General features: G+C 44.7%; 22 protein-coding genes. 14 read left to right on the forward strand and 8 right to left on the reverse strand.

What is annotated here, in order from left to right; all coding sequences use genetic code 11:
* The first annotated feature begins 46 nt into the window (after window positions 1–46).
* The 4 genes from RIG66_RS17095 (at window position 47) to RIG66_RS17110 (ending at window position 5,245) form a co-directional block, all read left to right on the forward strand.
* On the forward strand, window positions 47–613 hold the full coding sequence (locus RIG66_RS17095; RefSeq protein WP_446380016.1) for a cytosine deaminase: 567 nt from the start codon (window positions 47–49) through the stop codon (window positions 611–613).
* Window positions 614–727: 114 nt separating this feature from the next.
* A complete protein-coding gene (locus RIG66_RS17100) occupies window positions 728–1,672 on the forward strand; it encodes an SDR family oxidoreductase (RefSeq protein WP_446379973.1) in 945 nt (314 codons plus the stop codon).
* Window positions 1,673–2,016: 344 nt separating this feature from the next.
* Window positions 2,017–3,702 (forward strand): vWA domain-containing protein, encoded by a 1,686-nt coding sequence (locus RIG66_RS17105; RefSeq protein ID WP_446379974.1) that lies wholly within the window; start codon window positions 2,017–2,019, stop codon window positions 3,700–3,702.
* A gap of 247 nt (window positions 3,703–3,949) precedes the next feature.
* A complete protein-coding gene (locus RIG66_RS17110) occupies window positions 3,950–5,245 on the forward strand; it encodes a protein kinase domain-containing protein (RefSeq protein WP_446379975.1) in 1,296 nt (431 codons plus the stop codon).
* 97 nt (window positions 5,246–5,342) lie between these two features.
* Here RIG66_RS17110 and RIG66_RS17115 read toward each other — a convergent pair whose 3' ends face one another.
* The 3 genes from RIG66_RS17115 to RIG66_RS17125 all read right to left on the reverse strand — a co-directional run bounded on the left by RIG66_RS17115 (window position 5,343) and on the right by RIG66_RS17125 (window position 8,677).
* The gene (locus RIG66_RS17115; RefSeq protein ID WP_446379976.1) at window positions 5,343–6,683 is read right to left on the reverse strand and encodes a flavin-containing monooxygenase; all 1,341 of its coding nucleotides are present in this window, start codon (window positions 6,681–6,683) and stop codon (window positions 5,343–5,345) included.
* On the reverse strand, window positions 6,673–7,494 hold the full coding sequence (locus RIG66_RS17120; protein WP_446379977.1) for an SDR family NAD(P)-dependent oxidoreductase: 822 nt from the start codon (window positions 7,492–7,494) through the stop codon (window positions 6,673–6,675). Before RIG66_RS17120 ends, RIG66_RS17115 begins: the two co-directional genes overlap by 11 nt.
* 193 nt (window positions 7,495–7,687) lie before the next feature.
* A complete protein-coding gene (locus RIG66_RS17125; protein WP_446379978.1) occupies window positions 7,688–8,677 on the reverse strand; it encodes an SDR family NAD(P)-dependent oxidoreductase in 990 nt (329 codons plus the stop codon).
* A gap of 313 nt (window positions 8,678–8,990) precedes the next feature.
* Between RIG66_RS17125 and RIG66_RS17130 the strand changes: the two genes are divergently transcribed.
* Window positions 8,991–9,593 (forward strand): hypothetical protein, encoded by a 603-nt coding sequence (locus tag RIG66_RS17130; protein WP_446379979.1) that lies wholly within the window; start codon window positions 8,991–8,993, stop codon window positions 9,591–9,593.
* Window positions 9,594–10,015: 422 nt separating this feature from the next.
* On the opposite strand, the gene RIG66_RS17135 is transcribed toward RIG66_RS17130, so the two are convergent.
* The 4 genes from RIG66_RS17135 to RIG66_RS17150 form a co-directional block, all read right to left on the reverse strand.
* A complete protein-coding gene (locus RIG66_RS17135; RefSeq protein ID WP_446379980.1) occupies window positions 10,016–11,305 on the reverse strand; it encodes an alpha/beta hydrolase fold domain-containing protein in 1,290 nt (429 codons plus the stop codon).
* A gap of 107 nt (window positions 11,306–11,412) precedes the next feature.
* A complete protein-coding gene (locus RIG66_RS17140) occupies window positions 11,413–14,067 on the reverse strand; it encodes an EAL domain-containing protein (protein WP_446379981.1) in 2,655 nt (884 codons plus the stop codon).
* 638 nt (window positions 14,068–14,705) lie between these two features.
* Window positions 14,706–15,083, reverse strand: coding sequence for a hypothetical protein (locus RIG66_RS17145; RefSeq protein ID WP_446379982.1), 378 nt, complete (start codon window positions 15,081–15,083; stop codon window positions 14,706–14,708).
* Between the two features lie 80 nt (window positions 15,084–15,163).
* Window positions 15,164–15,415 carry a hypothetical protein gene (locus RIG66_RS17150; protein WP_446379983.1) on the reverse strand — a complete coding sequence of 84 codons (252 nt, stop codon included), beginning with the start codon at window positions 15,413–15,415 and terminating at the stop codon, window positions 15,164–15,166.
* A 118-nt stretch (window positions 15,416–15,533) separates the two neighbouring features.
* Here RIG66_RS17150 and RIG66_RS17155 point away from each other — a divergent pair, with 118 nt between their 5' ends.
* From RIG66_RS17155 to RIG66_RS17170, 4 genes are all read left to right on the forward strand, one after another.
* Window positions 15,534–15,770, forward strand: coding sequence for a helix-turn-helix domain-containing protein (locus tag RIG66_RS17155; protein ID WP_446342566.1), 237 nt, complete (start codon window positions 15,534–15,536; stop codon window positions 15,768–15,770).
* A 142-nt stretch (window positions 15,771–15,912) separates the two neighbouring features.
* Window positions 15,913–16,155 carry a helix-turn-helix domain-containing protein gene (locus RIG66_RS17160; RefSeq protein WP_446379984.1) on the forward strand — a complete coding sequence of 81 codons (243 nt, stop codon included), beginning with the start codon at window positions 15,913–15,915 and terminating at the stop codon, window positions 16,153–16,155.
* Between the two features lie 49 nt (window positions 16,156–16,204).
* Window positions 16,205–16,441, forward strand: a complete 237-nt coding sequence (locus RIG66_RS17165) for a helix-turn-helix domain-containing protein (RefSeq protein ID WP_446379985.1) — start codon at window positions 16,205–16,207, stop codon at window positions 16,439–16,441.
* Window positions 16,442–16,453: 12 nt separating this feature from the next.
* A complete protein-coding gene (locus tag RIG66_RS17170; protein ID WP_446379986.1) occupies window positions 16,454–16,645 on the forward strand; it encodes a hypothetical protein in 192 nt (63 codons plus the stop codon).
* 119 nt (window positions 16,646–16,764) lie between these two features.
* Here RIG66_RS17170 and RIG66_RS17175 read toward each other — a convergent pair whose 3' ends face one another.
* The gene (locus tag RIG66_RS17175; protein WP_446379987.1) at window positions 16,765–16,968 is read right to left on the reverse strand and encodes a hypothetical protein; all 204 of its coding nucleotides are present in this window, start codon (window positions 16,966–16,968) and stop codon (window positions 16,765–16,767) included.
* A gap of 159 nt (window positions 16,969–17,127) precedes the next feature.
* On the opposite strand from RIG66_RS17175, the gene RIG66_RS17180 reads away from it, so the two are divergent.
* The 5 genes from RIG66_RS17180 (at window position 17,128) to RIG66_RS17200 (ending at window position 22,528) form a co-directional block, all read left to right on the forward strand.
* Window positions 17,128–17,334, forward strand: coding sequence for a helix-turn-helix transcriptional regulator (locus RIG66_RS17180; RefSeq protein ID WP_006105643.1), 207 nt, complete (start codon window positions 17,128–17,130; stop codon window positions 17,332–17,334).
* A 208-nt stretch (window positions 17,335–17,542) separates the two neighbouring features.
* Window positions 17,543–18,754: an RNA-guided endonuclease InsQ/TnpB family protein gene (locus tag RIG66_RS17185; protein WP_446379988.1), complete on the forward strand. Its 1,212-nt coding sequence runs from the start codon at window positions 17,543–17,545 to the stop codon at window positions 18,752–18,754.
* 306 nt (window positions 18,755–19,060) lie between these two features.
* The gene (locus RIG66_RS17190; RefSeq protein ID WP_446379989.1) at window positions 19,061–20,236 is read left to right on the forward strand and encodes a DUF262 domain-containing protein; all 1,176 of its coding nucleotides are present in this window, start codon (window positions 19,061–19,063) and stop codon (window positions 20,234–20,236) included.
* 3 nt (window positions 20,237–20,239) lie between these two features.
* Window positions 20,240–21,292, forward strand: a complete 1,053-nt coding sequence (locus RIG66_RS17195) for an MAE_28990/MAE_18760 family HEPN-like nuclease (RefSeq protein WP_446379990.1) — start codon at window positions 20,240–20,242, stop codon at window positions 21,290–21,292.
* A gap of 210 nt (window positions 21,293–21,502) precedes the next feature.
* Window positions 21,503–22,528: a serine/threonine protein kinase gene (locus tag RIG66_RS17200; protein ID WP_446379991.1), complete on the forward strand. Its 1,026-nt coding sequence runs from the start codon at window positions 21,503–21,505 to the stop codon at window positions 22,526–22,528.
* Window positions 22,529–22,623 lie beyond the last annotated feature (95 nt).

Below are 22,623 nucleotides of genomic sequence, written 5' to 3' on the forward strand. Positions count from 1 at the left end.
GACTATTCAGGGATGGATAGTGACACTGATTTGTATACTTTCTCTAATGCTATTCACCCTCAACACTATCTATCCATTCCTGGCGGTTAACTCTCCCGTGGCGGCTGATGTCATGGTGGTGGAAGGCTGGATACCCGATTACGCCATTAAAGACGCGATCGCACTCTTTCAACGCGGGTCTTATAATTATCTGATTACCACAGGTTTGCCTGTTTCCAAGGGATATTATTTAGCCGAATACAATAATTTTGCCGAACTCACCGCCGCCACCTTTATCACCTTGGGGTTTAATCCAGAACAATTAGTGGCTGTTCCCGCCCCCAATGTGATTAAACATCGGACTCAAGCTAGCGCCGTCGCCCTACGGGAATGGTTATCGACATCCGAATTAGAGGTAAAATCGATTAATCTCTATTCGTTGGGACCTCATGCCCGTCGAAGCTGGATTATATTTAAAGCTGTATTAGAACCAAAAATCCGAGTTGGTGTGATTGCGGCTGAACCTCAAGAGTATGATCCGCAACAGTGGTGGCAATCTAGCGAAGGAGTACGAACTATGATTGGGGAAGCGATCGCCTATCTCTATTCCCTATTTGTCGATTGGCAGACTTAAATTCTCTTTTGGTCAACACTAACACAAAATTGCCGTCCATTATCTAAAATATTTGCGATTACACAAAAGGATAGTTACATTGATTTTAATAAATTTATCAATCTAAAGGCAGCTATGCATACCACAACTAATGGAAAAACCATTCTTAGCAATGATGCTCATGAAATGGCAACGCACGGTGCAGAGTCTCTTGGCTCAGAGCAGCCGCACGGCGATGTTGTTAAGAAGGTGGCAATTATCGGTTGTGGCTACGTGGGAACGGCTGTCGCTTACCATTGGCAAAAACAGGGTCACTTCGTCACAGTAACGACTACGCGGGAAGAGCGCGTTGCCGAACTTGAGGAAGTAGCTGATCAGGTTGTAATTATGCAAGGAAATGACGCCAAAGCTGTTCATTCTCTGGTACAAAACCAGGATATCTGTCTACTAAGTGTTGCTCCAACCAGCACTCGTCAGGTGGAAGCAGAAGTCTATCGGGAAACATACATTCCCACCGTGAAAAACTTGGTCGCCGCCTTGACGAAAACTTCCACATTTAAGCAGTTAATTTACCTAAGTAGCTGCTCAGTATACGGAAACAAGAATGGCGAGTGGGTTGATGAAACGTCTGGGGTAGATACAGATAATGAATATAATCAAGTGCTGTATGAAGCCGAGCAGATTCTGTTAAATTCAGTCCCTGAAGACTTAAGCGTTTGTATCCTGCGATTGGGCGGAATTTATGGTCCGGGTAGAGAGTTGATCAAACGGTTAAGCCGTCTGGCTGGGAAAACTCTACCTGGAAGTGGTGAAAGCTTTGCTTGTTGGATTCATTTGGATGATATTGTGACAGCGGTGGATTTTGCCTATCAAAATAGACTCAAGGGCATTTATAATCTGGTGAATAATTTACGCTGGACTAGCCGAGAATTGTGCGATTATGTTTGCGATAACCAAGGTTTAGAAAGAGTTATTTGGGATGCTACCAAACCTAGTTTTCGCGCTCTGAATGCACGGATTAATAATCAGAAGATTAAAGCCGCTGGTTACCAGTTGATTCATCCAGAGACGATTGTTTGAATAAATAGTCAAGGATAAGTGACGAAAAAGAGCCAGACTCATAATACTCGATATCCTCTTCTGTGAAGTTTAATAATAACATGAGGAAGTTACAGTTACAAAACACTAACTCCAAATTGCATAAGTCGGGAAGCCTGAGAGATAAGTGCATAGGCTATATCATTTAGGGTTGTAACCCGCTGGGAAAGCCGGAATTTTCTGGACTAATCGCCGATGTTACAGTTTTGGCAACCACGGACTCAAATTCCCCGCTTCAATAGTAAAACAAAGAGGTTACAGCCAAAAATGTTTAGTTGTTAAACTTTTGTATAGAACAGACTGAGCCTCAGTCTGAAGGGGGAATCATGAACACCAGACATAGAGCGATCGCAACTTTAGGACTAGCCGCTATATTGGGAGCGCTTACCGTTGCTTGCGAAGGGGGAGAAGGAGGAAACTATACGTCTGAAGCTCCTAGCGAACAGGCTCCCATGAAAGTCTCACCCGAGGCAGCTTCCCTCCCAGAGACTCAATCAGATGCAGAGAACTTGCCGGGGACTAGATTCGCGCCGCAAGCCCAGCAATCACAGAGTTTAGATCGCCTCCAGGGTCTACGTCCAGATCCCGAAGCATCTAACCGCGAAACCTACAGTACCATCCCAGAAAATCCCTTTTTAAGCGCTAACAGCAATCCTCTCTCTACGTTTTCCATTGATGTTGATGCAGCTTCGTATAGTAACGTGCGGCGCTTTATCAATGAGAATCGACTTCCACCCCCCAATGCGGTGCGACTTGAGGAATTAATCAATTATTTTACTTACGATTATCCCCAACCTAAAGAAGATAAACCTTTTTCTATCACCACAGAAGTTGCCGAAGCGCCTTGGAATTCCAAACACAAATTAGTTCACATTGGCTTGCAAGGAAAAATTATTTCGACCGAAAATTTACCTCCCAGTAATCTGGTCTTTTTGTTAGATGTTTCCGGTTCCATGTCGGACGCCAATAAACTCCCCTTACTTAAAGAAGCATTCCGGTTACTCGTAGACCAATTGCGAGATGAAGATAAGGTTAGTATTGTTGTCTATGCAGGTGCGGCTGGGACAGTGCTACCGCCAACACTTGGAAACCAAAAAGACACTATATTAGCAGCAATTGATAAACTCGAAGCTGGAGGATCAACGGCTGGAGGTCAGGGAATTAAACTGGCGTATAAATTAGCTCAAGACAATTTTATCGAATCCGGTAATAATCGCGTGATTCTCGCTACTGATGGAGATTTCAATGTCGGTATCTCTAGCGATGAGCAATTAGTTAAGCTGATTGAAGAGAAACGAGAGCAAGACATTTTCCTTACCGTGCTAGGATTTGGCACAGGGAATCTCCAAGATGCCAAGATGGAAAAAATCGCCAATAAAGGCAATGGCAATTATGCATATATTGACAATATCCTAGAAGCGAATAAAGTCCTAGTCAATGAAATCGGTGGAACCTTACTCACCATTGCCAAGGATGTGAAAATTCAAGTGGGATTTAACCCGGAAAAAGTGCAAGGCTATCGGCTAATCGGTTATGAAAATCGGCGACTGCAAAATGAAGCGTTTGAGGATGATAAAAAAGACGCAGGCGAGTTAGGTGCGGGTCATTCTGTTACCGCCCTCTATGAAATTATTCCCGTGGGTGTGAAGAGTGATGTTTCGTTATCGGATGTTGATCTCGTAGACTCTCAACAGAAAACTGATGAATCGATGACCTTTTCCGGGAATGAGTTAATGCAGGTGAAGTTACGATATAAGCAGCCGGATCAGGATACATCCCAACTGATTACCGCACCTGTTGTGGATAAAGGATTAACCTTAGCCCAAGCCTCGAATAATTTTAAATTCTCCGCTTCGGTTGCTGAATTTGGTATGGTATTGAGAGAATCACAGTACAAAGGGAATGGTAATCTTGATCATGTTTTACAGCTTGCTAGTCAATCTCAAGGAGCAGATTTAGATGGATACCGAGCCGAGTTTATTCGGTTAGTCAAGCGAGCGAAATCGCTATAAGTCGGTGGGCAAAATTAAGGTTAATCGCGGCTATTGTCATTGGTCATTTGTCATTGGTCATTTGTTATTTGTTTTACTCGCGGAAAAGCTAGATTAAGTAAAGGGCGACCCAATTAAATTGAGTGGATACAGTTGTTTAGTTAGACAAGCGGGTCGCCCCTACATCAGCATTAACGGTGATGGGTCGTTTGTCAATATTTAACTGGCTTCAACTTGGATCAAAACTAAAAAAAATATTGATGTCGCCATGAATTCTATTATTCAAAACTCAAATAATAACTACCCAGAATTTTCCCGGCAAGGTTATCTGATTCAGCGGGAATTGGGACACAACCGCAGTAGTGGGCGGGTAACGTACTTAGCCACCCATCAATCTACCGAACAACCTGTAGTGCTTAAACAATTTCAATTTGCCAAAACGGGTGCGAATTGGTCAGATTTTGACGCCCATGAACGGGAAATTACGCTGCTGCAACAATTGGATTGTCCTAGTATTCCTCAGTACCTGGATGCATTTGAAACGCCGGATGGCTTTTGCTTAATTCAGGAATACAAGCAAGCCCCCTCTTTAGCCGTTCCCCAATCCTTTACCCCAGAGGAAGTTAAACAAATTGCGATCGCACTCTTGGAGGTGTTGGTTTACCTACAACAGCAAGTTCCGCCAATTATCCATCGAGATATTAAGCCGGAAAATATTTTAGTTGAACGTTCCCCCCAGATTAAGGTTTATTTAGTCGATTTTGGTTTAGCGCGTGCGTTTGGGGATGATTTGGCGGCGAGTAGTGTGGTGAAGGGCACGTTAGGATTTATGCCACCGGAACAGATGTTTAATCGTCAACTCACGGAAGCGTCTGATTTATATGGATTAGGAGTAACGTTGATTTGTTTACTCACTCAGACTAAATCGGCTGATATTGGCAATTTAATGGATGAGGACTGTCGAATTAACTATAAATCCCTAGTATCGGGTCTGAATCCTCAGTTTATCACCTGGCTGGATAAAATGGTCGCACCCAAATTGCGCGATCGCTTCCCCAATGCGGCGACGGCGCTGGCGGAGTTGTTACCGATTGATGTAGTGGGGAATTCGCCAACTTCGGATCAATTTCAGCGACTCCAGTCTGGGATTACGCCGATGTTGCTGTTGAAAGTTGGGGTATTGGCGGTGATTGGTACAGGTTTCGCGATCGCATCCCGAATTACCAATCCTGTAGCCTTTGAAAATCCTCAAGCCGCAGTACAGCAATTGCAGCAAACGGGTGAATGTGCTGGATGTAATTTGAGTGGCGCTGATTTGAGGGAAATGGATCTGAGAACCGTTGATTTGAGAGAGGCTAATCTGAGTGAAGCTAACCTCCAGGGAGCGAATTTGCAAAGTGCTAATTTAGAGAATGCCAATTTGAATGGGGCGAATTTGATTAATGCGGATCTTAAGGGCGCTTACCTAAAAAACGCTGATTTAACGGCGGCAAAGCTGACAGGGACTAAGCTTAAAAATACGGATCTCAGAGGTGCGATTATGCCTGGTAATTTGACCCAATAGATAAGCCCTATAGAGCCAGTCTACCCTAGGAATTTAGTCCCTAAACGCGCCCCTACAACGGGGGATAAATTCATTGAATTTTTCTGTCTTTTTTGTGTCATTGTTTAGCCGGGAGTGGACGGTTCTCAAAGTTAGGATACTTGGCATCAACTTTAGCAGCTTTTTTAGCAATCCGGTTAAAGAAAAAATGAGCCAGTTTTAGTTGCCTAAAAATCTGCTGCGGATCAGACAGATGTGTCGTTGGTAACTCTTGTCCCATTTCTTTCAACACCAATCCTAGCGGCACATTGATTTCATCCTGGAGTTGCAGGCAACGGGTAAAATAGGGACCGTAAGCTGCTATCAATGAGCCAACCCCGCCCCGCGCTTGTCCCCACCCAATGTAATAGAGTCCCTTGTAATCCTCAATAAACGAGCTACCATAACATTTAACCACAGATCCTTCAACGCGCTGAAGTTCCTCCGGTAAGAAGGGATAGGCAACATGATAACCAGTAGCACAAACAATTAAATCAAATTCCTGCTCGCTCCCATCGACAAACTCGACTTTTTTTCCCTGAAGCCGACGCACTCCAGGTTTGGCAAGAATCCGACCATGTTTAATATAATACGGCACTTCATTATTTAACGTGGGGTGTTTCTCAAAAATGCGATGGTTCGGTTTAGATAAACCATAGTCTTGATGAGTTCCAAACGTCAGACGAATGATGCCGGACATCGCCAGCCGTTGAAACCATTCTGGCATCCACCATCGCAGGAGATCAGCCGTCGGCACTCCCATAAACGTTTTGGGAAGAAACCAGACGGATTCACGCATACTTAAAACACTCTTACGGCTTACCCGTGCGGCTTCGGCGGCAATATCACAGGCTGAATTTCCACCACCAATCACTAGCACCCGTTTACCCCGAAGTTGATCGGGTTTTTTGTAATCTTTAGAATGAATAATCTGCCCGTGAAATTGTCCCTCAAATTCCGGAAACCGTTTGCACCAGTGATGTCCGTTACACAGTAATACACCTTTATAAATCCGTTGTTCTCCATTGGCAAAGGTAACTTCCCAGAGATTGTTTTCAATTGGTCGAACATACTCAACAGTACGATTGAGTTCAATCTGCTCCCGTAACTGAAAATGATCGGCAAAACGATTCAGATAATCCCGGATATGTTGAGCGCTGGGAAAATCTGGATAATCATCGGGCATGGGAAAATGAGTAAATTGGGTAATAGTCCGGGATGAAATAATATGGGCAGTTTCATAAACCCCGTGATACCAATTACCACCGATATCATCACTGCCATCCACCTGATCATAGACAATACCCGCCGCTTTCAGGGCTTGAGCCATACCCAATCCCACAAACCCTGCGCCGAGAATCAACTGCTTGTGACTGGTATTAACCTGCTGTACGGTTGAGCGAGAATGACTAACTTGCACCACGATTTAATCTTTTGGCAAACTCATTACTGATCCAGTCTAATAAGCCAGGAGTGTATCGTTTGAAAAGCTGGACATTTTGCGCGATCGCATCCGGGAAAACGTGCAGTTGCTCCCGCCGAATGCCTTGAAGCGTCGCCGCCATCACCTTCGCCGGATCAGTTGTCCAGGAGTCTGGCACACCTTGATGCCCTTGAGCGAGTGTGCCATGCCGTTTAGCTTGCAGAATGGGGGTACGGCTAAAAAATGGATAAACGGCTGTCACTTTGACATGGTAGTCCTTGACTTCATTGAATAGCCCTTCACTAAATCCCCGTAACCCATATTTACTAGCAGAATAATGGGTCAATCCTGCGAGTGCAAACCAACCCGCGACGGATGAAATATTCACAATATGCCCTTTTTGACGCGCAATCATATCCGCCACAAACAAGGAACTTAAACGCATTGGTGTGATTAAGTTCACCTGCATCAACCGTTCCCATTCCGGTGCTGGAACTTCGTCCATGCGACCAAACAAACCTATTCCAGCATTATTAATCAAAACGTCAACTGGGATATCTAAGGCTTTGACCTGATGATACAGCGCTTCACAGCCCTCACGAGACGACAAATCAGCCTCGACGCAAGCCAGTACCTCCCCCGTGGCGACTTGACGCTGAATATCCGCCACCCGTTGATGTAGCGCGGGTTTATCCAAATCCGTTAAGATTAAGCGGCTACCCGCCATCAATAATTGTCGGGTTAACTCTTGTCCAAAGCCACCGACGGCACCGGTAATCAGAATAACGGCTGAACGTAGCTGGGTCATCTGTTTATTGTAGTAGGTTGGTCATTTGTCATTTGTCATTCGTCATTTGTCATTTGTCATTTGTCATTTGTCATTCGTCATTTGTCATTCGTCATTCGTCATTCGTCATTTGCTCCCTCCGCTTCCCCAGCTTCCCCAGCTTCCCCAGCTTCCCCAGCTCCCCCAGCTCCCCCAGCTTCCCCCACCACAACACTTATTCAACAGCCCCTACTTTCGGTGAGCTGAGTGATTGTAGCAGTAGCAGTGACCAAGGTACATTAATATTAGGCATCAGCCAGGGGTATTTTCTCAGGGCGGGAAAGACAAGAGGAAGTAGGAAACGCAGCGATCGCAACGATACAGGACGTTCCCCGTTTTTGTCTACCAATCCGTAATGTTTAGCCAACTCCGCCACAATCTGCACCCGCCCGGTTCGTCGCATCACCGTGGAATCTGCGGCTAGCGCTGCAATCACTCGTCCGGTGAGTAACGGTGTTTCCCAGTTGTACCTCTCTTTTATCGCGGAGTTTTTCGGGTTAGCCGCCGTACTTTCATCCATATTGGCAGCAAACTGAGTAAACTTTTCTGTACCCACAATTCCGGGCCAAATTGACAGAGATACAATGTTCTGGGGTTTGAGTTCAATCGCCATATCTGCGGCTAGGCGATCGCACGCTGATTTACCTGCACCGTAGGGGGGACTAAAAATATAGGATAAACTACCCCAAGACGAGATAGTACAGATAAGTCCTTGCTGATGGGGGGTCATCATCCGGGCGGCAAAAATACTGGCAACATAGTGGCTCCGCAGCCCGACATTATTGCAAGCATCCCACAAACTCGGTTCACTCTCCCAGAACGGCTTTCCTGAAGCATCCGTTAAGGCTTGTACCCCGGCGTAAGCATTATTAACCAGCAAGTCAAGTTGTCCCTGTTCATCCTGGATACGCTCAAACAGCAAACGCACTTGCTCATCGTCACTGTGATCCACTTGCATGGGAATACATACGCCACCGGCTTCCTCAACGGCGGATTGGGTTTCCTGGAGACTCCCGGATACACCATTATCAGAGGTTGAACGCTCCAGGGTGCGCCCTGTAATATAGACCGTCGCCCCAGCTTCACCAAGCGCGATCGCAATTCCCTTACCTAGACCTCGCGTTGCGCCTGTGACTACTGTGATTTTACCCTCAAGGTGTTTCATAATTGTTTTTTTTAATAAGCATTTTTGGATCGCCGAAACCCTTTATATACCGTAGGGTAGGCACTGCCCACCAGCCTTGTCAGTGCCATTCAACTGAAAGATCTGACCCCTCCCGACGCCTCCGAGAGCAAGGGTAGGGGGACGGAAGGATGATCTAAAAGGGAAGAGGGGGATCTATTCGGGAAGGGGGCTGGGGGGTTAGGTTTTTCGACTTTACCAACAGCATCCAGTATTATCAGTTTACCCAATCATTTTCGCACTATTAGACCCCTAATCCTAGAAAATACGTTCTTCAACATTTAGAATCATTAGTATGCCCTACAGTAAATTTACGCTGAGTAAAGTTGTAGAAGAGTTTCAACTCACAATCATTGAAGGCGAGCGCTTTCTACCAGACGTTCCCCCAGTTCAGCCAAGCCCATTACTCCAAGATACGCTAAACGAAACAATTCCTTGGGCAATCGCCGTGAGCAGTGAAAAGGCGCGTTCGGAAGGGATTATTAATCCAGTCTTATTAGAAGTAAAACGACAACTCAAGGGACAAATTAGTGTTTTTTCTGGGGAAGAGTTCCCCGTGCAGCCAGATGTTGACTTGACGGGCTATGTTGATTTTTTAATTAGTCGCTCTCCCGAACAATTATTTATTAAAGCCCCGGTGATAGTTTTGGTGGAAGCGAAGAAAGAAGACCTGAAACCTGCCCTGGGGCAATGTTTAGCAGAGATGGTGGCAGCTCAACGCTTTAATCAACAGAAGCAGCAGCCGATTTCAACGATTTACGGAACCGTGACGAGTGGTACAGTGTGGCGGTTTCTCAAACTAGAAGGGCAGTCAGTTGTCATCGATTTGACAGATTATCCACTACCGCCAGTTGAGCAAATTTTGGGATTTTTGGTTTGGATGGTGCAGAATGGTTGATAAGTGGGTGGACACAATTAAAGTTAACGGTTGAGATTAGGGAACACCTCGGACTTCGGCGTGAGCGCGGACCCCTGAGCCTGTCGAAGTTCAGTCGAACGCTTCGCTCGGTGTGTCACAGGGAACAGTAAGGAACAGGGAACAGGGAACAGTAAGGGTTTGAGGGCAATTTATAAAACTTAATACAGTACCGTTTTCTTTTGTCCGACTACTTATTCCTATCACCCTAAAGGTTAGGACATTCTGGGCATCTGTTAAACCTGTAATCTGAGTAATATTTATTCCTTGATAAGGGGGTTGAGAAATCAACTCACCAATATTTACTCGACTAAACCTATATTGAAAGTTAATAATCGGATATGATATAACCTGTTAAAACGGGTTTGAGCTTTTAGCGGGAACTTTAGTTCCCAGCTTCATTTTCAAGAAGACTTCAACGCCCAAGCCAGAAATCGCTCCGTGTAGTACAATGCCAACTGATTACTCACACCATTAAAAACCGCATCAAAGGCATGTTCAGCCCAGGGAATTTCTAACCAAACAGCACAATTTCCAGCCGCTTGTAATTGCTTGTAGAGTTGGCGTCCAAACTTTGCCTTAATGATATGATCTCGACCCGCGTAAACCAAGAACGTAGGCGGCAGATCGGATTTAATATAACCAATAGGAGAAGCTTCCTGATAAAGTTCTGGTACTTCATCCGGTGTTCCGGCTAAAAAGGCGCGGAGAATCGCCCGAATGTTGAGCGGGTCAGGAAAGGGCAAGTCATGGTATCCTTCTTTTAAATCAACAGGTCCGTAGTAATTCACCACAGCCCGAATCGGAATTGTATTTAGATGATAAGCCGCAAGTGCTGCCAGTTGCGCCCCTGCCGATCGCCCCATAAGAGCAATTCGTTCCGTATCAATTTCCAACTCATGAGCATGGCTTTGGATATAGGATAAAGCTGCCTGTACATCCTCCAGTTGAGCCGGAAAGTGATATTGGGGAGCATGGCGGTAATCAATAGCGATCACAGAGTAGCCCTGATTTGCCATGTATCGGTTAAATGTCTCATTATTATCGGGAGTTCCAACTTGCCACGCCCCACCATAGATTGTAATAATCGCTGGATATTTACCAACAGTCAACGGTCGGTAAACATTAAGTTTAAGGTTGACCCCATCCGGCTGAGAAAATATAATCCCTCGGTCAATGCGAACCTCCGCGATCTGCTGAAAGCAGCAGCGCTTCGCTATCGCAATCCCCCGAAACGCATCGGCTAAACTAAAAGGCTGGGGACGCATGGGTGTCGGTGCATCCTGATGAATTGTTGCCCAATCCTCTACACCCAGATCCCTCTGCATTTGAGCCGCGATTCGTGCATTCACTCTTGGAAACTGAATTAACGGCAAAAGGCTGAGAATTAAACCAATCAGGCTACAGATTACGGCAAAATTGTCAAGTCCGCCTTCGTGTAAATTTAAGATAGCTAGTATTAGTGCGATCGCATTCACACCCAGCAGCCAAGGACTCGCTTCTGGTGCAGCCACGGCTAGCGGTAACATCCAAAACGTAGGTGCTGGGACAATCACCCAGAGACTCAGAAACACTCCGACTCCACTCAGGAACAAAGGAAAAAACAGCGAGAGTAGGACTATGCCTAACAAAACCAGTGCTGTTTTCCCTTGGATGCTTTGCCGTGTGCTTTTGTCCCAGTTAGCTTGAAGCATGGGATGAGAAATCGAGGATTACATTCTTATCCTATATCTGCTATGTACAACGAATACAATTCCAGACATAAAAATTCGGCTCATGTCAGAAAACGGAGATAAGATTATTATCCTAGATCATTCTCTATAGATACAGAAGTTTTGACTTCATTTTTAACGCTCACTGAATGACTCAACTGACGCTCCAACTGAACCGATTTTCCTCGAAGTAATTCTCTAGCGCAATCACTGTCTACAGGTTTTGAGAATAAAAATCCTTGACCATAGTGACATTGCAACGCCACTAAAGGCGACACCTGTTCCAATAACTCAATTCCCTCAGCAACCACATCCATACTCATAGTTCGGGCGAGGGTGATAATCGCTTGAACTATTTCTGAGTTCTCTCCTAACGCACCAATCCTACTGATAAACGAGCGATCAATTTTTAGCGTACTAATCGGAAAATTATGCAGGCGACTTAAGGAAGAATAGCCAGTGCCAAAGTCATCAATACACAGGTGAATTTGCCGTTTTTTCAATTCCAACAGTAAATCTTTGACCAGTTCCGGATTATCGATGACCACACTTTCGGTAATCTCCAACTTTAAACTACCAACCGCAATATTAGTTTCCTCTAATATTTGGTCAATTTGCTCCAATAAATCCGATTGCGTAAACTGTTTACAGGACAAATTCACATTCATCGTCAACGGTTGAGGACTGTGAAATTGCTGCTGCCAAATACTGAGTTGGTGACAAGCTTCCCGCAGTATCCACCACCCCATAGGAATAATTAATCCGGTTTCTTCGGCGATGGGAATAAATTCGGCGGGAAAGACTAACCCGCGTTGCGGATGTTGCCAACGTAATAACGCTTCAAAGCCAGTAATCTGATGAGTGAGTAGGGAGACAATGGGTTGATAATGAACTTGAAATTCTTGCCGTTCGATCGCACGCCGCATATCGGTTTCTAGCTGTAATCGATCAACCGTGCGACTCAACATCTGGTTATCAAAGATAGCATAGCCCGGTTTGCCTTGGGAACGGGCGCGATGCATGGCGGTATTGGCGTTACGGAGTATATCTTCAGGCGATAAAATCCTGCGATCGCGATTCGTATTTAGGGCAATGCCAATGCTGGTTGTCATGAACACGTCCCGCCCTTCTAGATTAAACGGTAATGTCAAGGTTTGCTCGATCGCATCTGCCACTTGAATGGCATCACAAACCCCCTGAATCCCCTCTAGCAGGATAGCGAACTCATCTCCGCCTAAACGGGCAATGGTATCCGTGGGACGCAAGCAGTTTTGTAAGCGCTGTCCAAACTCTTGCAGCACTTGATCCCCCAAATGATTCCCCAAACTTTCGTTAACCACTTTGAAGCGATTGAGATTGAGTAACACCACGGCAAATCGATAGGATGGAGAATCCCGGTTCTCCCCTTGACTCGGTTGGGCGCGTCGTCCGGCTTGCTGCAAGCGATCCATGAATAAGGCGCGGTTCGCTAGTCCGGTGAGGCGATCGTAAAAGGCATTAAACAATAATAGTTCTTCTGCCCGTTTGCGATCAGTGATATCTAAGGCATAAATGCGAATGCACTCAATTTCGGGAACGTAATGCAGGACTTGTTCATAAACAATTTCCCCAATTTTTACCTCGCGTCTCAAGGAACTTTGCTGCTGCATCAATCGAATCATCGAGGGCATTTCTGCCAAAAATGGATGTTCAGCTTCACTCTCTAATAATTCGGGCAACAAGCGCATGGCTTCTGGGTTAAGATAACGCACCCGCCCTGCTAAATCAATTTCGACAATGGGATTGGGGGTCAATAGGGGAAAGGAGGCTAAACGGGCTGTTTCTTGATGGGTGAGACAATGTTCGTTTTGATCCCGTCCGATGGCAAAAAAGAAGTCAAGTTCACCAGTTTTCTTAAAAACCTGTTGGCTACGCCATTCTACCCAAAGTTCTCGACCCTCTTTGGTCAGGACTCCGGTTTCATGGACGGTGGGCGATTTTAATTCTGACTTTTCATGAGGAGTTTTGATTAATTTGGCAAAGGGTTTGCGGTCAACGTCTCGAAGAAACGTGGTCACAAAATCTGTTCCCTTCACTTCATCCAGGGTATAACCCAACGCTTCCAGTAATCTAGGATTCATCATCCGAGTTTTGCCCTGGGGATCGATGGCGACAAAAAAGCCACCATGGGTTTCGACTAAATTTTGATTAAATTCCTGTTGCTGGTGCAGTTGTTCGGTTAACTGTTGGCGTTCCATCACCAACCCCAACTGTATCGCGATCGCACTCACCCATTCCATCCATTGGCGATCGCCAGGATGAGAGTGGCGGGTAAAAAATGTTAAAACAGCGAGTACCCGATCATCGAGGAGAATCGGGATAGCGCCTCCAGCTTGAAACTCTTGCGGCTGATCCGTGGCGCTAAGCAGAGTGAATTCGGCATCCGGATCAATCCTATTTGCCTTGGTTTGGTCAATCCATTCTGGTTGTTTTGATTTCCACACCCGTCCGGGTAAGCCGATATTGGGGGGAAATGTCAGTGTCTCTCGTATGTGTCGAAAGGATTGTAGTTGAGAGGGATCACCAGACCAGGCTTGGCTACAGGTTAAACTGTGAGAATTAGGCGTCGGCAGCCATGCTTCACCATAATCCCAATGGGTCACTTCACAGACACGATGCAGCACCAGATCCAATGCTGAGTGAAGATCTGGAACGTTGGCGATTGCCGGAATCAGAGATTGCAACAGACGGAATTGTTCGGACATGCACTAAAATCCTTTTATCATAGATGCTTTCACGGAGCGCGATCGCGATCGATATTGATATCGATGTGAATAATCGCACTTGTTTGATGCTCTACGATAGATGCAGCCCTTACATCCAGCCTTAGCCAGAAGATTTTGGGCAATAAGTCGGTTGGGTCAGATCTAGAGTTTCTAAATGTCTGAGTCCTGACGGGGAAACGTTCTGTCTAGTTCCTAGCTGTCACTGACTTGGAACATCGCCGTTGTTTGGTCGTTGGCTCGGCGATCGCTCCTTATTTTGACTTAGCCCACCATTTGCTTATTTTCTATTGTTATGAATAATTCAGTATTTCTTTGTATGTTCAATCACTGGGTCAATTGATTTACATCACAATGACGATGTGATTTTTATAAAGGAAACCGCCTAAATTACCCTAAATTAACCCTCTCAGAAATTCTAAGTTTGATGAAGATAAACGGCGAGACTACTGCATTCAATGTTTAAGAAAGATTTATCCGATTACTTCAATTATACGGCTTAGGGGTGATGAAGTCTGGCGATTCAATCCCTAATTTCACGTTAAGGATCTCCCTATCCTATCCATATTGTTTACAGGTTCATCCTGGTAGGGCGACAGGACAAGGGTTTGAGGCTATTTTTACCATGACTTCAACGGTAGTGATATCACCATTGAACGTCTAGATAACTCGGTGTAGCGTTGCTGGCACATAGTTTGAAGCCGATCCCAGACCTGTTTTGTATACCGTTGGGCTTCTTGCTGAATCAATGACCAGAGAAGGTTTAGGGCTTCTATCGTTGGACAGAAGCGGATCAGGGTACGGCAAGCCGCTACCCATTGTTCGAGATTGCGATAACTCACAAAATAACCACCCCGTCCTTGGATATGTACCCAAAGAACATTGTGCCATTTTTCCCAGTTGAGGATGCGTTGGGGATCAATATTCAAGTATTTGGCGATTTGGTTGAGAGTGATAACAAAGGTTTGGGGATTAATACGGTGTCGGATTCGCATCATAGCTATTTTTGGGTTTTCGAGGGGGTTTGATTTTTCCCCCTTCCCGAATTGAGAAGGAGGTTAGAGGTGAGATCTATTCATTAATCGATCCGAAGGCGGCGGTAGAGAACACTCATCACTTCGCCAGGATTCTGGGTGGGTTGGGGCTTACTCCACTCGCTGACGTGGGCGTAGCCGAGGTGATAGAAGGTGTGAATGGTTCGGGTGACGCCTTGGGGTGAACTGATAACGATCACTTTTAGAGGATGTCGGTTGTCTGGCGGGGGTGTAGATGGTAGAGGAGTTGTGGGATTGGGAGTTGGGGAGGAATCGCGGATAAAGTCTTGAGTCATTGGAGTTGTCCTAATTTTTGTGGTTTGTGTTCGTTTTTATGAACGTAAGGTCAGTTTAGCACAAAGTTCATAGTTATGAACATTTACTGAGTCATAAGCCTCTGACACTATAGAAACCATGGGAAAAGCAGGTGAAGCGCTAAGGCAGGTATTGCAGACGTACAAAATCAGCCAAAATAAATTGGCGGTGACAATGGGTATTGGTCGATCAACGGTTCACTACTGGTATCAAAACACTCAAGATCCGTCCGCTGAGGCAGTCTTGGAAATCAGGAAGGCACTGCGGAAGATTGATCCGGCGGCGGCGCAAGAGTTTATTCGGCTGTATTTGGATGAGTCAGATGAGGATGAATAGTAGTTTTGGGAATTAAGCGACGCTATCTTCTGTCATGGAATCATGCAATTGTAGTCCTTAATGGTCTACGTCTAGCTGCTCATAGCCTAATCTATTAAGGAGCAGTTGACTCAGTGGTTAGGGTTTGCCACAATTCAGAGTCATGGGACAAGCAGGCAAAGCCTTGAAAAAGGTGCTGGAAACGTATGAAATTAGTCAATATCGATTAGCAGCAGAATTAGGGATTGGACGCTCTAATGTATACCGTTGGGTCAATGAGGTGAGAGATCCCACGGCTGAAACTGTGAAAGATATTGTGCAAGTGCTGCGGAAGATCAACTCGGCGGCGGCGACGGAGTTTATCCGACTGTATTTGGGTGATGATTCGGCGGATGATGAGGAATAGTCATTGGAGGGTTAGAGGTGATCAAAGGTATTAGATCACCATAGAAGCTATGGGAAAAGCGGGTGAAGCGCTCAGGCAGGTATTGCAGACATACAAAATCAGCCAAAATAAATTGGCGGTGACAATGGGGATTGGTCGATCAACGGTTCACTACTGGTATAAAAACACTCAAGATCCTTCCGCTGAGACAGTTCTGGAAATTAGGAAGGCACTGCGGAAGATTGATCCGGCGGCGGCGCAAGAGTTTATTCGGCTGTATTTGGATGAGTCAGATGAGGATGAGTAGGGGCGCATAGACGTGCATTGGTGTCAACTTAAGGTGAAAGCTCGGTTGAGCAAGGGTGTCGGGTGTCGGGTGTCGGGTGTCGGGTGTCGGGTGTCAGGATGGAATTGTCTGTTGTCGGCTGAAAAACCTCACACCTACCACCATTCACCTCACGGATACATCCACAATGTTTTTTTCATACAGGCTCCGTTTAGTACAGAGTGAGCCAAAAGTGCTCGCTTTCCCCCACACCCCACACCCCATACCCCACACCCAGTATCCTATCGTGGGTAATGTGGCTTAAGTTGACACCCATGACAGACGTGCGCCCTTACACTGACGTGCTAGCAGCGCGAGTTCGGCTGATACTCTGGTGGTAAGCCCGGATTAAACATCACCACAAATTGGGCATTCGGCATCAGACGGCGAAGTATGCGAAGATAACCATCAGCATCGGAACGGCTACGATTCTGTGCTACAGTGACTCCTTGCATTTTGGGTAGTAGGCGAACCAGCACCCAAGGATAAAGGCGTTCTTTGTAAGGCATAATAAATGTGTCTCCATCTGAAATTAGAGCCAGAGCCAGTGCAAAAAGGTTGGTCGCCCCGAGGCACTGGCTTTCTGACCATCTGAAGTTATGCCTTCATACTACGGGCAAATCATGGTTAAGTCAATTTAACCATGAGGATTTTGGAATAAAACAGTAATGACGAGTGTGGGGGAAAAGCTTAAACGCCAGCGTGAATCACTGCATCTGACGCAGCAGCAAGTCGCTGATCAATTGGGTGTGACGGTAACTACTGTGAAAAATTGGGAAGCTGGCAGACATATCCCAAAGCTATACCCCATCCAGACAAAAGCATTGTGTGATTTGCTCGATTTAACCTTAGACGAGTTGGCAGAGTATAGTTAAATAAACTTAACCAATTTGATTTTGTTAAGTCGTTTTTTAAGAAAGGAAAAATGGCTAATTTGGGAGAAAAGCTGAAACAACGACGAGAATTGTTGAATTTGACCGAAAAAATGGGTTCAGGCTCCTCGTCCTTCGACAGGCTCAGGAACACCTTCCAGGACGACTTTTTGTGCTACAATAATGTTGATGTAGAGTTTTTCCACGTCAAATGCTGGTTTTTGAGTTTAAGGCTAAAGGAAAGACAACTCAATACTCAGCGATCGATGAAGCGATTCAAACCGCTCAATTTGTCCGCAACAAATGCATCCGTTACTGGATGGATAACCGAGGCGTTGGACAAAAAGACTTGTATCGCTACAACACGGCGCTAAGAGCTGAGTTTTCCTTTGTCAAGGACTTAAACAGCCATGCTTGTCAAACGGCTGTGGACAGAGCGTATTCGTCAATTGCTCGGTTTTACAGTAATTGCAAAAAAGCTATTCCGGGAAAGAAGGGTTATCCAAAGTTTAAGAAAAACTGCCGTTCAGTTGAATACAAAACTAGCGGCTGGAAGCTTTCTGAAACTCGAAAACAAATAACCTTCACAGACAAAAAAGGGATTGGCAATCTCAAGCTCAAAGGGACGTGGGACTTAAACTTCTATCAACTTGAGTCAATAAAGCGGGTGCGGTTAGTCCGTCGCGCTGATGGCTACTATGTACAATTTTTGGTTAACGCCGAGAACAAGGTAGAAAGTCAGCCGACGGGAAAAGCCATTGGCTTAGATGTGGGACTCAAAGAGTTCTATACCGATAGCAATGGTCAAAAAGAGCCAAATCCCCGATTTTATCGAGAAGGCGAAAAACGTCTAAGCTTCCTAACTAGACGAGTTTCGCGCACAGAGAAAGGCTCGACCAACCGAAAGAAAGCCATTAATCGATTAGGGCGATTTCACCTCAAAATAAGTAGGCAGCGCGAAGAACACGCCAAGAGAGTGGCGCGTTGCGTAATCCAATCTAACGATTTGGTCGCTTATGAAGATTTGAGGATTAGAAATCTGGTTAAAAATCATTGTTTAGCCAAATCGATCAATGATGCAGGTTGGTATCAGTTCAGAAAATGGCTGGAGTATTTTGGAGTTAAATTTGGCAAAATAACCATTGCGGTTAATCCTGCCTACACCTCTGAGCAATGCTCTAACTGCGGTACAGTAGTTAAAAAATCCTTATCCACTAGAACTCACATTTGTCGATGTGGATGTATTTTGGATCGGGATTGGAACGCCGCCATCAATATTCTGAAAATAGCCTTAAGTACGGCGGGTCACGTCGGAACTTGGATTTTGAATCCGAACGCTTCTGGAGACTTAGCCTCTACTGTTTTAGGCGCAAGCCTATTTCAGCAAGCCGGGTCTATGAAAGAAGAATCTCCGTCCTTATAGGGCGGAGAGTGTCAAGCAACGGTAACTGGCTCATGAATTAGATGTAACGATAACAACGGTGCAAAACTGGGAAGCTGGCAGGCACATTCCCAAGCTATACCCGGCACAAATGAAAATATTGTGTGATTTGCTAAACATCACCTTGGAAGAGTTAGCCGAGTGGCATAGTTAGTTGAGTTGGATGATTAGGCGGTGCGTTATGCTGCGCTAACACTCCACTACTGGATCGGCACGCTTACGTTGCTGCCATCGAGTTTTCAGTATCTCTATAATTGATAATAAACGCCATTTTGGAGTATATCGCTAATGCCACTTGCGCCAGCCGAAAAAAAAATGTGGGAAACTCCCCCAGAGACAGATCCCAAGAAAAAGTCTGACGATGAGATTAATGCCAAATATGAGAAACGAGAAAGAAGAATACTCACGGAAATGAATCGTGAGAAGCTGCCTAGTTTTGTCAATGCGCTCAAGAAACCTGGCTATATAGAGCTTAGACCATTTTTCCAGCGGCGAAACCGTTGGGATAAAAAAATGCAATCGCGCTTAATTGAGTCATTTATGCTCAACATTCCAGTTCCACCTATTATCCTATATGAAAAAGAATATAACTCCTATGAACTCATTGATGGTGAACAGAGAATCACTGCAATTCAAGATTTTTACGAAAATAAACTTGAATTAACGGATTTGGAACTTTGGTCTGAACTTGAGGGGTACACTTATAATCAACTTCCCCTAAACATTAAAGCTGCACTTGCTCGTCGCTCCCTTTCATCTATAGTGCTAATCACGGAGTCCGCCTCTGACCCTGAAGAAGCACTTCTATTAAAACAGATTGTCTTTGAACGCCTTAATACTCGAGGAGTTGATCTAAGCCGTCAAGAGGTACGGAGTTGTTTATATTACGGGAAATTCAATCAATTATTATTTGAGCTTTCTCAAAATCATATATTTACAAAAGCTTGGGGAATACCTATTGGCGACAATGAAGCAATTTGGAGAAATCGTTTATACACAACAATGGAGGATGTGGAATTAGTTCTTCGCTTTTTTGCTCTAAGACATTCTCATAAAATGGATGAAAATTTACAAGATTTTCTAGATAAATATATGATTAAAAGTAGGCGTTTCTACGACAAAGATATTGCTAGTTTAAGAGATACATTCTTAAGAACTATTTCTATTGCACACCAAATATACGGAGACAACTTATTTAATCCTAAACCCTATGAACCCAAAAATATTACCTTTAAGAATCAGCCGTATAAAACTTATTACGAAGCAGTCATGGTAGGGTTTAGCAATCATTTAGATAGTGAGGATGTTTTAATTGCTCGGAAATACCAAGTAATTGAAGCAACAAAAAAACTCCTTCAAGAAGATAAAGATAGACTTTTAACAGGTGGAGGAAAAACGAAAGCGGATATTCAGAAACGACTGGAACTATTCGATGATATGCTTAATCAAGTCATCAACGAATAAGTCATGATGTTTCAGGAGCGTCTGAAGACAGTACAGAGAAATATTTCGACTGTCCGTTCTATTATCCAAGTTAACGAAAAACTCATAAGAGCTGCTTTTGGAGATAAGAGTATAATCACACAGGAATGGGGAACGGAAGCAGACTCTATCATTGCCCAACTAACACAGGATGCTCCAGAACCACGGGATTGGCGAATTTACGATCATTGTGCTGTAGTAACACGGTTATACGCTATTTATGAACGTTTTGTTGAAGACTTAATTCGAGAATGGATACAAGTTCTGCCAGATTTATTTCCAGTTTATGCAGATTTGGAAGAGATAATTTGTAATACACATCGAATAGGTGTAGCCCGGTTACTGTTGGATATAACAAAAAATAGATTTGGACATCTTTCTGTTGAAGAGGTTATTCGAGGATTATTTCATGGAGCTAGTGGTACTGGAGAAAAGTATGAACTACTCCCAGATGCCTTTCTATTGCATGAGCAGAACTTACGTAAAGATACTTTAGATAAATTATTCGCTGATGCTGGTATTTTCAACGCTTGGAGCTGGGTTAAAAAGCATAGAAAAATTAAGCATTTTGTTGAAGAAGTCCGAGGGAGTGAAAATACAGCAGAGGGAGAACTAAATGAACTTATTGACTATCGAAATGATGCTGCCCACGGTGCTTTCATCGATACTATATTAAGTTCAAATGCACTGCTAGAATTATGTGATTTTGTTGAAGCGTTGTGTCAAGCGCTTGCTGAGTTAGTCACTTGTCAAATCATTAAGCAGCAAACATCAACAGGTCAGGCTCAAGAAATTGGTCGAATTACAGAATGGTTTAAAAATTCCCAAGCAGCAGTAGCCAAGGTAGAGGAAACAACTTTATCAGTTGGAACAAGGGTTTTTCTGATGGGCGAAGCCTACTGTCAATTGGCAACGATTAAAAGCATTCGCATTAATGATGCTGATCAGGAGTCAGTACAGACAATCCGTGGCATGGAAGTGGGATTAAAATTTGATGTAGAAGCCCGAAAAAAATTGCGTTTATATGTGGTTAAATGAGCGAGGGCGAATCTGTCAAACTAGGACGATTTGGGCAAGGGCGATCGCGCCCCTAATCTCAACCCAAATGAGCGAGATTATTCTCTGATTAATAAATTAATGAGTCATATCACCGCCCGTCGATAACCTCAGTTATTGTAAAATTTAGCGAATAGCACATTCTCTTCAGACTATGCCAAAATCGATGATATGTATCATTAACTTTGAGCAATGACTTGGTCTTCTGGACAGAAGTTGCATGGCAACAATTATATTCTGGAAAAAGAATTAAAACGCGGACAATTTAGCGTTACCTATCTGGCGAGCGATCGCAAAAAACATCAATGGGTGGTTAAAACCCTGAGTGATCAGCTAATCCACGACTTCAACCAACCGGAAGTCGATCAAATTCAGGAAACCTTTTTGTGCGAAGCGGTAAAGCTGGTAAAATGCCGACATCCTCATCTGGTGCAGGTTATAGAACCATTGGTCGAAGGACATCAGGTTGGCATTGTCATGGAGTATCTGGATGGTGCCGATTTAGCCAGCCACGCCCAAAAGGGTTTACCAGAGTCAGAAGCGCTGCTTTATATTCAACAAATTGGCGAAGCGCTGAAAGTGATTCACGAGGCGGGGTTAATTCATCGAGATGTCAAACCCAGTAATATTCGATTACGCACTGATAAACAAGAAGCCGTGTTAATTGATTTTGGGTTAGCGCGAGGATGTGAGGATGCGTCAACCACGGTTGATACGCATACAGCCGATGGATTTGATGCCTTAGAGCTTTATAATGTGGACACTCCCCTAGGAGCTTATACGGATGTTTATTCATTAGCGGCAACGCTATACTTTTTAGTCACAGGAGAAATTCCGCCCAAGGCAATGGATCGCTGTATGTCGAAAGCGCGATTAATTCCACCAAAACAGATTAACGAACAAATTAGCGATCGCACTAATGAAGTGATCCTGATCGGGATGGCGTTACAGGTTGATGAACGCCCCCAAACCATCCAGGAATGGTTAGATTTACTGGGATTGCAGCGCCAAATCACTGGATCAGGACGCCAGAAGTCACCCATGATCTTAATCGGCGCAATCATCGCCGTCGTTGGTGTGTTAGGTTTAATTGCGGCTTGGTTCTTGTTCAAACCTACAGCCATCCCTCAACAACCCACACCCGTGCAAACGCCAGTCTCGTTAATTTATACGCCTGTCAGTAGCGTTTCCCCAATCACCTTTTGGTCAAACGGTTAACGGACACCCTCTGTCTTCGTCAGGGAGGATACCAAGTTCGCTTAAGTAACCCCCTTTATCCCTTGGGTACTTTTTCTGTGGAACCTTCTGCCCTC

The organism is Coleofasciculus sp. E2-BRE-01, assembly GCF_040221695.1.
Classification (GTDB): domain Bacteria; phylum Cyanobacteriota; class Cyanobacteriia; order Cyanobacteriales; family Coleofasciculaceae; genus Coleofasciculus.